This window comes from Veillonella faecalis (assembly GCF_024677885.1).
Classification (GTDB): Bacteria; Bacillota; Negativicutes; order Veillonellales; family Veillonellaceae; genus Veillonella; species Veillonella nakazawae.
The window spans coordinates 590597-603413 of sequence record NZ_JALBWL010000002.1; the positions used below are offsets into that span (position 1 = coordinate 590597).

Annotated in this window: 16 protein-coding genes; all 16 read left to right on the forward strand. The window is 39.8% G+C overall.

Annotated elements, in window-relative coordinates; genetic code table 11:
• The first annotated feature begins 30 nt into the window (after window positions 1-30).
• A complete protein-coding gene (locus MOQ65_RS06610) occupies window positions 31-528 on the forward strand; it encodes a cell division protein SepF (RefSeq protein WP_105089674.1) in 498 nt (165 codons plus the stop codon).
• Between the two features lie 26 nt (window positions 529-554).
• Complete coding sequence (proC, locus tag MOQ65_RS06615; RefSeq protein WP_156719957.1) at window positions 555-1349, forward strand: pyrroline-5-carboxylate reductase; 795 nt, start codon at window positions 555-557, stop codon at window positions 1347-1349.
• A gap of 2 nt (window positions 1350-1351) precedes the next feature.
• Window positions 1352-2137, forward strand: a complete 786-nt coding sequence (locus tag MOQ65_RS06620) for a YlmH family RNA-binding protein (protein WP_005385583.1) — start codon at window positions 1352-1354, stop codon at window positions 2135-2137.
• 57 nt (window positions 2138-2194) lie between these two features.
• A complete protein-coding gene (locus MOQ65_RS06625) occupies window positions 2195-2842 on the forward strand; it encodes a precorrin-2 dehydrogenase/sirohydrochlorin ferrochelatase family protein (protein WP_156719956.1) in 648 nt (215 codons plus the stop codon).
• Window positions 2811-4082, forward strand: coding sequence for a glutamyl-tRNA reductase (gene hemA, locus MOQ65_RS06630; protein WP_257847004.1), 1272 nt, complete (start codon window positions 2811-2813; stop codon window positions 4080-4082). The genes MOQ65_RS06625 and hemA overlap by 32 nt, the downstream gene beginning before the upstream one ends.
• 4 nt (window positions 4083-4086) lie before the next feature.
• Window positions 4087-5025 carry a hydroxymethylbilane synthase gene (gene hemC / locus MOQ65_RS06635; protein WP_257847005.1) on the forward strand — a complete coding sequence of 313 codons (939 nt, stop codon included), beginning with the start codon at window positions 4087-4089 and terminating at the stop codon, window positions 5023-5025.
• On the forward strand, window positions 5022-6536 hold the full coding sequence (gene cobA, locus MOQ65_RS06640; protein ID WP_257847006.1) for a uroporphyrinogen-III C-methyltransferase: 1515 nt from the start codon (window positions 5022-5024) through the stop codon (window positions 6534-6536). Before hemC ends, cobA begins: the two co-directional genes overlap by 4 nt.
• A gap of 102 nt (window positions 6537-6638) precedes the next feature.
• On the forward strand, window positions 6639-7613 hold the full coding sequence (gene hemB / locus MOQ65_RS06645) for a porphobilinogen synthase (RefSeq protein WP_039969007.1): 975 nt from the start codon (window positions 6639-6641) through the stop codon (window positions 7611-7613).
• A gap of 9 nt (window positions 7614-7622) precedes the next feature.
• Window positions 7623-8930 carry a glutamate-1-semialdehyde 2,1-aminomutase gene (gene hemL / locus MOQ65_RS06650; protein WP_257847007.1) on the forward strand — a complete coding sequence of 436 codons (1308 nt, stop codon included), beginning with the start codon at window positions 7623-7625 and terminating at the stop codon, window positions 8928-8930.
• Window positions 8931-9010: 80 nt separating this feature from the next.
• Entirely contained in the window at window positions 9011-9472 is a 462-nt protein-coding gene (locus tag MOQ65_RS06655) for a helix-turn-helix domain-containing protein (protein WP_257847008.1), read from the forward strand.
• Between the two features lie 301 nt (window positions 9473-9773).
• Window positions 9774-10202 carry a hypothetical protein gene (locus MOQ65_RS06660; RefSeq protein ID WP_257847009.1) on the forward strand — a complete coding sequence of 143 codons (429 nt, stop codon included), beginning with the start codon at window positions 9774-9776 and terminating at the stop codon, window positions 10200-10202.
• A 56-nt stretch (window positions 10203-10258) separates the two neighbouring features.
• Window positions 10259-10507, forward strand: a complete 249-nt coding sequence (locus MOQ65_RS06665) for a hypothetical protein (RefSeq protein ID WP_257847010.1) — start codon at window positions 10259-10261, stop codon at window positions 10505-10507.
• 45 nt (window positions 10508-10552) lie between these two features.
• Window positions 10553-10780 (forward strand): hypothetical protein, encoded by a 228-nt coding sequence (locus MOQ65_RS06670; protein WP_257847012.1) that lies wholly within the window; start codon window positions 10553-10555, stop codon window positions 10778-10780.
• A gap of 342 nt (window positions 10781-11122) precedes the next feature.
• Entirely contained in the window at window positions 11123-11554 is a 432-nt protein-coding gene (locus tag MOQ65_RS06675) for a hypothetical protein (RefSeq protein ID WP_257847013.1), read from the forward strand.
• Window positions 11555-11827: 273 nt separating this feature from the next.
• Entirely contained in the window at window positions 11828-12100 is a 273-nt protein-coding gene (locus tag MOQ65_RS06680; RefSeq protein WP_257847014.1) for a hypothetical protein, read from the forward strand.
• Window positions 12101-12207: 107 nt separating this feature from the next.
• A complete protein-coding gene (locus MOQ65_RS06685) occupies window positions 12208-12630 on the forward strand; it encodes a hypothetical protein (protein ID WP_257847015.1) in 423 nt (140 codons plus the stop codon).
• Window positions 12631-12817: the final 187 nt, after the last annotated feature.

The window sequence follows — 12817 nt, forward strand, 5'->3', positions numbered from 1 at the left end:
GATAGCGTTAAGTATTAGGAGGAAATCCAAATGGCATTGGGAGATTATTTAGACAAAGCAAAAAACTTATTCTTAGGCAAAAATGATGATGACTATGAATATGATGATTATGACTATGAAGATGAAGAGGAATATGAAGCGGAACCTACACCAGTAGCTCCAGTAGCTCCAGTATCCGGCGCATCTGAATTTCATCCACGCAAGGTAGGAGGCCAATCTACGATGACACAACGTCCAACAGCTATGAAAGTAGTTGTAATTGAACCAAAAGTATTTGAAGATTCTGAAAATATTACACATCAATTACGCGACATGCGTCCTGTATTGATTAACTTTGAAAATACAGATCCTCATGAAGCAGCACGTATTGTGGACTTCGTATCTGGTGCGACTTTTGCATTGGATGGTAAATTGGAAAAGGTGGGTAAGGACATTTTCATGTGCGTACCTGTAAATATTTCCATTGATTATTCTGATAATGAAAGTAACAAAACTGAGCAAAACGAATACGCTTGGGAAAACAAATAATTTCTCTATAAACGGTGGTGACAACGATGTTAGGTAAAACCTTATGTATTGGCGTTGGCTCGATGGGGGGCGCTTTATTGCGCGGTGCATTACAGCATGGCGTGTTGAAAGCAAGTGATACGCACATTCTAGTACGTCGCGAAGAACAATGTAAGGCTCTTACAGAGGAGCTTGGTGTAGTAGGTTTTACGACTATGCCTAATGTGCATGAGTACAATACTATTCTCTTGGCTGTAAAACCACAAGTGTTACCATCTGTATTAGAGACGTTAAAAGAAGTACCTTATGGGACTGTTATGATTTCCGTTGCTGCAGGTATCACCTTAGATACTCTAGATGCAGCGATTCCGCAAGCTAACTGGTTTAGAGCTATGCCAAATACACCGGCTTCTATCGGTGCAGGTATGACGGCTCTTGCAGGGGATGATGTACATACAGACCTTGGTCGTGATGTTCAAGCCTTGTTTGAGGCTGTCGGCGAAGTGGCCGTGGTAAGCGAAGCTGATTTAGATCGCTTAGGTGCACTATCTGGTGCGGGCCCTGGTTATATGTTCGTCATTCTTGATGCGTTAGCTGATGCGGGCGTTCGCATCGGATTGCCTCGTCACTTGGCAATCAAGGCAGCGGCTCAAACGATGTACGGTGCAGGCAAGATGGCTCTTGAAAGTGGCAATCATCCAGCAGTATTACGAGATCAAGTAACAAGTCCAGGTGGCACGACCATTGCCGGTATTGGTGCCATGGAAAAAGGTGGACTTCGCAGTGCTCTCCAAGACGGCGTAGTAGCATGTCTTGCTCGGTCGAATGAATTGGGGAAATAATTTTGGCAGATACTAGTAAATTAATACGATATTTTGAAGCCAGTGGCAGTGGTGAGGAAGCTCGCCGCATGCTAGACTTGGCTGAGCAGGTTGTAAAAGGTCGCCCGTACCGCGTGGCGGACTTTACGAGCCCTGCAGGCCTTGTCATTGCAGACGCAATCAAGGCTAACTACCCACAGCTTATCGTTAAGACAGACGGTGGCTATGAAGGGGCGGAACGTATCCGCATCGCCTTTGTAGATAGCGACTTTAATGGTACTGTGGATATGGGTATTCGCGCCCTTAAGGTAAATTGGGACCCACGGTTCCGATTGCTTACCCATCGCGATGTGCTGGGTTCCTTGATGGGCCTTGGAATCGATCGCTCCAAATTTGGTGACGTTATCGTTCAACAAGGGGGCGCTCAAATTTTGGTAGATGAAAGCGTAGCAGACTTTGTGATTCAAAACTTCACAAAAATTGCTATGGTTTCTGTATCTGTAGAGGCTATTGACCTATCAGATATTGCACCAAAAGAAGAAAAAATTAAAGAAGTCCGCACTACAGTTGCTTCTTTGCGCTTAGATGCGGTGGCAAGTTCTGGTTTTAGCGTGTCTCGTACTAAATTGGTAAGCGCTATAAATGCAGGATTATTGCAAGTAAACTGGCAACCAGCTAAGGGTGCATCCCAAGAAGTTAAAGAAGGGGATGTGATTTCTATGCGTGGTCGTGGCCGAATGAAGGTAGAAGCCATTACAGGTACATCTCGTAAGGGGCGTATCGGCGTATATCTGAAACGATTCATGTAGGCAATTGAAAATCGGCTTGACCATCAAGCCGATTTTTTTGTATATAGTAGGACAGCCATGGTATCCATAACATTTCAACCTACAACTGAAGATACAATCCTATTCGTTGGCGGCGGGAAGGTCGCAGAGCGACGAATGCAGCTCTTTATTGATGAGCCATGCAACATTGTGGTGATTGCTCCCACTGTAACAGATAGGATTTGCCAATGGGCAAAGGATAATCGTATCACGTGGTACGACCGTGCTTTCACAATGGATGATGAACACCACATTATAACGAGCAGTTTGTTCTTTATCTGTACAGATAATAGCGAATTAAACGATACGTTATATGATATGGGTAAAAAACACCGCGTTTGGACTAATCGCAGTGATGCCCCTAGTGCGTGCAGATTTACTGTACCTTCATCCCTTGAACTAGGTGATCTTCATATCGCTATTAGCGCTAATAACGTAGGACCTCGTATCAATCGCCTCGTAAAGCAAGATATGATGAATCGTTATGGTCAGTTGCAAAAGGCTATGCCTAGACTTAAAATATTTAGAGAAGAAGTAAAGTTACTACTTCCTACTCCAGAGGCTCGACAGAAATTTTGGCGAAACCATCTGACTGTAGAAACTTTTGAAGCCATTCTCAAGGGAGAGTGGAGGACTATAGAGGAGAAACTTGCCCATGAAATTAGTGGTATTAGGTCTAAATCATAGAAGTGCCGCTGTTGAGGTGCGTGAACGTTTCTCGTTTGATAAGGACGAGGTTGCTTCAGCACTAAACCGCCTCTATGAATTCGACTGTGTAGCAGAATGCGTTATATTGTCTACATGCAATAGAACTGAAATCTATGCGGCTTTGGAAGGTGTAGAGTTCCCTAAAGAATATATGCTGGCTGTGTTAAAGGATTTAAAAGGTGCCGACCACATCGATGAAGATGCCTTTTTCTTCTATGAAGAGCGCGATTGCATTGAACATCTATTCCGCGTATCTGCAAGCCTTGATTCCCTTGTGTTGGGGGAAGGTCAAATTTTGAGCCAATTAAAAGGGGCTTATATTCAGGCTTATAGCGCAGGTTGCACAGGCACAATTTTCAATATTTTATTTCAACGTGCTATCAGCGTTGGTAAAAAGGTACGGACGAACACAGGCATTGCTAATACGCCTGTATCCGTTAGTTACACCGCTGTTAATCTAGCTGAGGACAGCTTAGATAAGCCATTGCCTGAGGCGACTGTACTCATCTTAGGGGCCGGTACTATGAGTGAGTTGACCGCAACGCACTTACAAGCAAAGGGCGTAAAAACGATTTTTGTATCCAATAGAACCTTTACCAAGGCAGAGGCTCTAGCAGAGCGATTTAATGGTAAAGCTGTTAAGCTCGATAACTTTGTAGATTACGCTAAAGATGCGGATATCCTCATTACATCTACAGGGGCGCCACATTATATTATTACTGAACGTGAAGCAAAGAAAATTACCTCCCTTCGCAAGGGTGAGCCAATCGTTATGATTGATATTGCGGTACCACGCGATATTGATCCTGCCGTAGCAGATATGGAAGGTATTTACCTGTTTAATATCGACTCTCTTGAAAGTGTAGTTGAAGAAAATAAGGCACAGCGCGAAGAGGAAGCTCGTCGTGCAGAGCCTATCATTCACGATGCTATTGAAGAATTATTAGATAAATTGAGTTATTTAACGGTGCGCCCTATGATGGCATTGCTCACAGAAAAAGCAGAACGCATTCGCCGTCGTGAGTTACATCGCGCATTAGCGAAATTGCCTGATATTTCTGATAAGGAGCGCCGCATTATGGACTCTATGAGTCGTATGATCATTCGCAAAATGTTGCGTGAACCGATGATTCACTTTAACGAAATCGCTGGTACAGAGGAAGAAGGTTTGTACTGGGATTTATTCAAAGATATGTTTAATCTTGAGAAAGAAGGGTAAGGCTATGAGAGACCATATTCGAATCGGCACGCGAAAAAGTGCCCTTGCCCTATGGCAGGCTGAACATATTAGTGCAGAGTTACAACGTCTGTACCCAAACATTACGGTCGAGCTAGTTCACTTTAATACAAAAGGGGATCGTATCTTGGAAAAACCACTGGCTCAAGTTGGTGGTAAAGGTTTATTTACCGCTGAGCTAGAAGAGGCCATGCACAAAGGCGACATTGATATCGCCGTACATAGCTTGAAAGATATGCCTACAGAGTTGCCAGAAGGGCTAACTCTTGGTGCTATCTCTGCTCGTGAAGTGCCTTACGATGCGCTTGTGAGCCCCGTGTATAAAACATTAGATAAATTGCCTCAAGGTGCTCGCGTCGGTACAAGTAGCTTGCGTCGTCAAGCGCAATTATTACATGTCCGTCCTGACCTTAAGGTCGAGGTTATCCGTGGTAATGTACAAACTCGTTTGAGCAAGATTGAAACAGAAAAACTAGATGGCGTTATCTTGGCACAAGCCGGTCTTAAACGGTTGGGCTTAGATGATCAAATTACCCAAGTATTTAAAGCGGATGAAATGATTCCTGCTGTTGGTCAAGGGGCACTTGCTATCGAGTGTCGTGCTGACGATACGGAAATGCTTGAAATGCTAGCTCCTATTAACGACGAAGCTACACGCTATGCTGTTGAAGGGGAACGCAGCTTCTTGCGTCAGTTAAATGGTGGTTGCCAAGTGCCGATGGGGGTACATGGTACTATTAATAAAGGTCAATTGACCTTAAAGGCCATGATTGCGTCCCTCGACGGTAAAACTGTGTACGAAGGAGAAATTTCTGGCCCAGCAAAAAAAGCTGAAATTCTTGGTAAAAATCTTGCAAAAGCCTTATATGAAGAAGGTGGCAAACATATTGTGGATGCTCTCATAGAGGAAGGAATCATAAAATGACAGGTATGGTATATCTAATCGGTGCAGGCCCTGGCGATGTTAAACTCATTACTGTAAAAGGTCGCGAATGCATTGAAAAAGCAGATGTAATTGTATATGACTATTTAGCAGATGCTCATTTGTTAGAATGGGCTCGCCCAGATGCAGAGTTGATTTACGCTGGTAAACAATGTAAAGATCACACAATGCACCAATGGGAAATCAACGAGTTATTAGTTCAAAAAGGTAAAGAAGGTAAAATCGTTGCACGCTTAAAGGGCGGCGACCCACTCGTATTCGGTCGCGGTGGTGAAGAGGCGATGGCTCTTGGGGAAGCTGGTGTACCATTTGAATTCGTACCAGGCGTAACATCTCCAATTGCAGCCCCTGCTTATGCAGGTATTCCTGTAACACAACGCGCTATGGCTACATCCTTTGCTGTTGTAACCGGTCATGAGGACCCAACTAAAGCCGTATCTGGCATTCATTGGGAAGGCCTTGCTACAGCCGTTGATACACTTTGCTTTGTAATGGGTGTTGGCAACTTGCCTACTATTGCAGAAAAATTGATGGCTCATGGACGTCCAGCTTCTACACCAGTAGCGCTTGTTCGTTGGGGTACAAAAACGATTCAAGAAGTTCTCGTATCTACCCTTGAACATGTAGTAGAAGACGTAGAAAAGGCACAATTAAAAGCGCCAGCTATTATCGTAGTAGGCGATGTAGTTAACCTTCGTGAGAAATTACAATGGTTCGATAACAAACCGTTATTTGGCAAGACCGTTGTTGTAACACGCGCTCGCTCTCAAGCTAGTGCATTCCGCGAAAAATTAGCAGCTCAAGGTGCTAATGTAATAGAAGCGGCAGCGATTAAAACATCTCCATTGGAGTTGTTTGATGAAGATCGTCGTATCATCAATAATACAAAACAATACCAATGCATCGTATTCACTTCTGGTGAAGGGGTTCGCTACTTCTTCGATGCTCTTTATAAAGAGGGCAAGGATACACGTGCATTAGGTAATTCTAAAGTGGCGGCTATTGGCTGTGCTACAGCTCGAGAACTTCAAAAATACGGCATTGTTCCAGATATTATTCCTGTAGACTATAAAGCTGAATCTGCTGTAGAGGCTCTTGAAGAAGAGCTCAAAGCAGGCGATTCTGTATTGCTCATCCAACCAAAAGTAGCTCGCGATGTAATTCCACGCTCCTTGCGTCATCACGATATAGATGTAGATATCTTGCGTTTATATGAAACTACACAAGATACATCTCAACAAGAAGCATTAATCAATGCATTGACTGAAGGTACTGTAGACTACATTACGTTTACAAGTTCCTCTACAGTAACTAATACAATCCAATTATTGGGCGATGATGCATTGAAACTATTAGGCAATACTAAGATTGCTTGCATCGGACCTATCACTGCTGCTACAGCTATGAGTGCAGGTCTTAAACCTGCTGTCATCAGCGATGTATATACAACTGATGGCTTAGTTAACGCTATCATAAATGATGCTAAGGCTTAATAAGGATAGCATATAGTTGTTTCTGTTTATGGAATAACAATATCTCATAGGAGCTAGCTTCTAAGATTTTAATGAGCCCTATAGGGCCTATAGGAGGATTACATGTACGATTTAACATACCGTCCTCGCCGCTTGCGTATCAATCCAGAAATGCGTGATTTGGTACGGGAAACGACACTCGACGTAACTGATTTAATTTATCCATTATTTATCGTTCCTGGTGAAGGTATCAAAAAAGAAATCGATACGTTGCCAGGCCAATACCACTTATCCGTTGATGAAGCTGTAAAAATGGCTCAAGAGGTATATGATCTTGGTATTCTTGGGGTAGAAATCTTCGGTATTCCTACATATAAGGACGAACAAGGTTCCTCTGCATGGGATATGTCCCAACCTGTACAACAAGCTATTAAAGCCATCCGTGCAGCTGTGCCAAACCTATTGGTGGTAGCTGATGTTTGCTTGTGCCAATACACAACAACAGGCCATTGTGGCATGATTGATGATCATGAAATCTTAAATGATGAAACATTGCCATTGCTTTGTAAAGTAGCGGTAAGCCAAGCAGAAGCAGGTGCCCATATGGTGGCTCCATCCGATATGATGGACGGCCGTGTAGGTGCTATCCGTGAAGCCCTTGATGCGGCAGGGTACACGAATGTATCCATCATGAGCTATGCTGCAAAATATGCATCCGCTTACTATGGTCCGTTCCGTGGTGCTGTTAACTCTGCACCTAAATTTGGGGATCGCAAGTCCTATCAAATGGACCCAGCTAATCGCTTGGAAGCTTTCAGAGAAATCGAACTCGATATCGCTGAAGGTGCAGATATTATCATGATTAAACCAGCCTTGTCCTACTTGGATATCGTTCGTGAAACACGTGATCGCTATGAATTACCTGTAGCTGTATACAATGTATCTGGCGAATATGCGATGGTTAAATCCGCTGCTGCAGCTGGTCTTATCGACGAAGAACGCCTCGTTATGGAAACAATGCTTTCTATGAAGCGCGCCGGTGCTAAAATTATCATTACGTACCATGCTATAGATATTGCTAAATGGTTACAAAAGTAAGGAGAAACCATGTTCCAACTCGGTAAATCTGAAAAGGCCTTTGAAGAGGCTAAACGTTATATGCCAGGCGGCGTAAACAGTCCTGTTCGTTCCTACCGCAGTGTAGGTTCTAACCCTCCGTTTATCAGTAGTGCTAGCGGCAGCCGTATTTATGATATCGATAACAACGAATACATCGACTATGTGTTGAGCTGGGGCCCTATGATTTTGGGCCATGCGAACCCTGAGGTTATCGCTAGCTTGCAAGAGGCGATTCCTCGCGGCACTAGCTATGGCGCACCTACACTACTAGAAACAGAATTGGCTAAAAAGGTGCAAGCCTTCATGCCATCTATGGAGGTTATCCGTCTCGTTAACTCTGGTACAGAGGCTACTATGAGTGCTTTGCGCGTAGCTCGTGGTTTTACTGGTCGCGATCGAATCGTGAAATTCGTTGGCTGTTACCATGGTCATAGCGATGCACTCTTGGTGAAAGCTGGCTCTGGCCTTGCTACCTTTGGTGTACCAGATAGCCCTGGCGTTCCACAAGGTGTAGCAGAAAACACTATAACCTTGCCGTACAATGACTCTGATGCGGTTCGTAAACTGTTTGATGAAATTGGTGATACTATTGCGGCGATTATCGTAGAACCTGTAGCAGGTAACATGGGCTGTGTACCTCCAGAACCAGGCTTCCTTGAAACTTTGCGTGAAGTAACTAAGGCTCATGGTGCATTATTGATCTTTGACGAAGTAATGTGTGGCTTCCGCGCTAGTAGCGGCGGTGCACAAAAACGTTACAATATTAAACCAGACCTTACATGCCTTGGTAAAATCGTTGGTGGTGGCATGCCACTTGCTGTATTTGGCGGCGCTCGTGAGATTATGAACCAAATTGCACCAGCTGGTCCTATTTATCAAGCTGGTACATTGAGCGGTAACCCAATTGCCGTAACCTCTGGTTTGGCAACGCTTTCCATTTTGCAACGGGATCCAACTATCTTTAAACAAGTTGAAGACGCAACTATTACCCTTTGTGAAGGCTTTGAACGCTTGGCAGCTCAATACAATGTGCCTGTTGTAGTACAACGGGTAGGCTCCATGTTCACTATCTTCTTCACTGATAAACCAGTTAAGAACTTTGATGATGCAGCATCTTGCAACGAAGAACAATTCAAAATGTTCTTCCACCATAACTTGAGCCATGGTATCTACTATGCGCCAAGCCCTTATGAAAGTAACTTCGTATCTATCTGCCATAAGAGTAGTGAAATCGAACGCACATTAGCCGTAGCTGATGAAGCTTTCAAAAAAATCGGTGATACATTAAAAAAATAGTGATACACTAAAAAATAGTGATACATTATTATGAAAGTATATAGTTTGTAGTTGTTTATGTATCGATGTAGGTGATGAACATGCAGTTTTATAAGAACTTAAAGCGTGCTCGCGTGCGCATGGGCAAAAGCCAAATCGAAGTAGCAAAGGCCGTAGGTATCAGTAATGCGGCGCTTTCAAATTACGAAACAGGGTATCGCGAACCAGATTTAGATACACTCTGTGCCCTGTCTCGCTATTATGGATTGACCTTGGATGAGCTGTTAGATGTAAATGGAGAACAACACGAGCCCATCTATGATCTCAGTCCTGTGCTCAAAAATAAATACATTGCCTATAAAGGTGAAGTATTCGAGTTGAAAGACTCACAAAAACGTGCGCTCTTGCGCGAGCTAGATAATCTATTTACTAAATTTGAGAAATCAAAGGTAGTAGATAAAAGTAGCAAGCCAAAAACGTACAAACATGGGAATCCACATATCAATCGAGCGGGCCTAGCTAACAGCGCTGGTAGCTTAGCGGCACGACGAAATATAAAGTAGTTTAATATACTACATTGTATGTGAGTGGAACATGTTTATTTGAACAACTGAATTAGAGCAATAAAAGCACCATCTATTGGGAATTCTATACGATACGTAAGAGATCCCTTATTAGATGGTGCTTTTGTATTAATATAATATAAATAATTGAGCTCAAGCTTTAGTATTCTTTGTTAATGCTAAATATAAAAATAAATAAAAGATAACAATATTAAAATATCCGTTGGTGATATAAGTTGGTTTAATATATAATTGAAATATAGAAGTGAAATGAATATTAATTGATAGTATAGGAGACATTATGAAAGTATGGAGCGGTGTAAAATCTATATTAGATCGAACCCCTTTAACGGTTAAATTTTATATTGGATTTGCTTTATTTTGGTTTTTATTAATGGGTGCTATATCTTTACATGCGTATATTAAAAGGCCCGAGCAAATACAAAAACTAACAGTATATGAACAAAAGTTAGTAGGTCTATCTGCGTATAAAGTAGGTGAAGAGCACTTTGCTACAGGTAGAAATGGACAGATATATATTTTTAAAAATACATATGAAGGTATTACTTTGGAAACAGTAAAGGATATACTTTCAGAAGAACATATAACATGGCGTGAAGTAAAAAAGCGGCATTTTATAGGCTATGATCTAGATGATAAGATTGAAATTGAAATTATACGAGATATAAATACTAAGGCTATAATCGTTATATTAGAAAAAGACCGATAATTTAAATCTTGTATTAATTCTGTATTATCTAAACTATAAGGAGATTTAGTATATAAATGGAGTTCTTTGATTCTTTACTAAATTTATATAATACAAATTATGAGGTTAGCGGTGCAATTCAAGCTATAGGTCTTACTATTGCGTTTATTTGTATTCCTGAGTTGATTGGGAATCATGATAGCATAGAATCTTTTGCTCCTGCTAAGCCTATAGTGAGACGTGTAGTAAGGATTATTTTGTGTATCTTATTATTTTTAGAAATATTTACTTTGTTGGGGTTACTGATGGATAATGGTCTATTATAATCTAGATCGAATGAGGTAAATTAAATTTAATATAGGGAGAGACTATTGTATTTAGTGGATGAAATAATAGATTTTATAAATAAAATTGTTGATTCTTGGGTACTTGCGACCTTAATCTTGTTATGGGCAATAATATTTCCTCAATATACAGGGATTCGTTTTAATGGTGACTTTAAGCGTCTAGGTTCTATTGAATCAACTCTAACACGAATTATTGCAATCCTCATGCTTATTGGATTGTTTATAGTGGAATTTGTTTTTGACAATAAATAAGATGATTTAATTTATTTGTTTAGGACGGAATTATGAATGTAATAGAAAGATTGCTCTTTCAAGAAGGGTATTCTTTTCTCTTCGTGTGTGTAATATTAATTTTTTTATTTTTCTTTCCACAGTTTTCGGGGCTGAAAGAGAATAAAATATTAATTAAATATAGAATTCCTCCACGGCTATTTATATTGTTTATGTTGATACTTGTGATATTGATGCATTAATTTCTAGGCTTTTAAGATAGAAAAGTTGCTAATCCAATCATATATGGCATGATTGTCGAATTAGCTGCGTGTATGGTTTTTAATGCATCTGGTATATAGGTAACATAGAGGGATTTTAAGTATGAAATATAGAACAATTTATTCTATTGTTTGGTACATATTTTTAGGCTGTTTTAGTTTATGGCTAATTTGTGGATTAGGCTATAAGTTTTTGTTTAATGATACTATTGAGCAGTCTAGAATAGAACTGACGCAAGTTTTAAATGCAGCTTTTCCACGAGATCAATATATAATCGATGGAGATGTACATGATTCGAATAGAAGAAATCTCTTATCTATAGCTGTATCAATAAGCATAAAGAAAGATTCACAACATAAAGACATAAAATCAATAAAGCCCTTAAGTGGAGAATGGACTTTAGTTGATCAGATGACGTCTCGTTATGTATATGAAAATGAAACATATAGAGTATATGTAACAAAGGATTCAGAGAATGATGGGTATCGTGTACTGTTAGCTCGTAATAATTGGTTAGAAATATTGCATTTATAATTCATTATTAGGGATAAAAGCTTTTGTAGGTTGTTATATTATAGTGAGTTTATGGAGAAATATTACAATTATATAAATATGAATAAAATAATAGATTTTTTAAAGAGTCTACTACAACTATCAAAGGTATTGGTAATTACTTTTGGTCTATTTCTCTTTATAGGTGGGTGTTGGTTATTTCATGATTTACAGTATCGGTATGTAGTCGATAGCAGATACAATACAATTTTTGATAAGTCCTATAGTGTTTATCTTATTAAAAAAGGTATTTCGATGGACATTATTAATGATAAAATTTATGCGATGGATGATGATGTCTATGTTATTATCAATCAAGAGAACAATACAATTATTGTATATTATTTAAATCTAGAAGATGTTGCAACTATAAGTAATTTTACTAGATTACAACAACAGTATTACGGCGATAAGATGATCTTACAACCTATTGAAAGTTTAGGTCCATCTGAAACATTTGATATGTATAAGAAATTGTCAGAAGCACCTGGAAGGTTTAAATCGCAAGGTAGCAGAATTTCTTTTTAATAGCAGTATAATTTAAGATTCCAAGTTCTAATATTATGGTTAGGTCTTTAAGTATTTATTGTTAAGGGCTATTTTATTTATATACTTTAATATAAAAAAGGCGTTTTATGAGAAAAAAATTGTTATTAATATTTTTAGTAGTGGTGGCTATTCTTTTTGTAACTATTAATATTAGAGATACAATGCAACGGCCATTTCATCGTGAACGAGTAAATAACTTTATTACAGCTGCTAAAGATCTAATACAAAAGAATGAACAGCTAGAGATTACTGAAATAGGTGAAGGTGGACGTATGAAAGGTGGCGGTTGGGGAAATTATATCCGCTTTAAATCTAATCTTTCAGAAGAAAAGACTGTGGAGTTAATTATTCTTCCATTACAAGCTATTACAGGTAATGAGATGATAGGTAAAGTATCTGATTCAATGGTAACTTCTTATCAATTTGGATTTGCAAAATTTGCTGGAAATTTATTTTATAACGGGCCATATGATGGGAATTGGGAGTTGAGCATCATTAGTCAACCTTAGAATATAATAATATTAAATCAAAAAACAGATAGTTGATTATCTAAAATCAGCTATCTGTTATTTTTTGTACGCCGAATAGGCATGACTAAACCCCCAGTTAAACTGGGGGTCGATAAAAAATTCTTAGAGAAAAGGAAAGAACCTCCTAGTGATAGAATGAAGTTGGTCTGGCAACCACAACATTTCA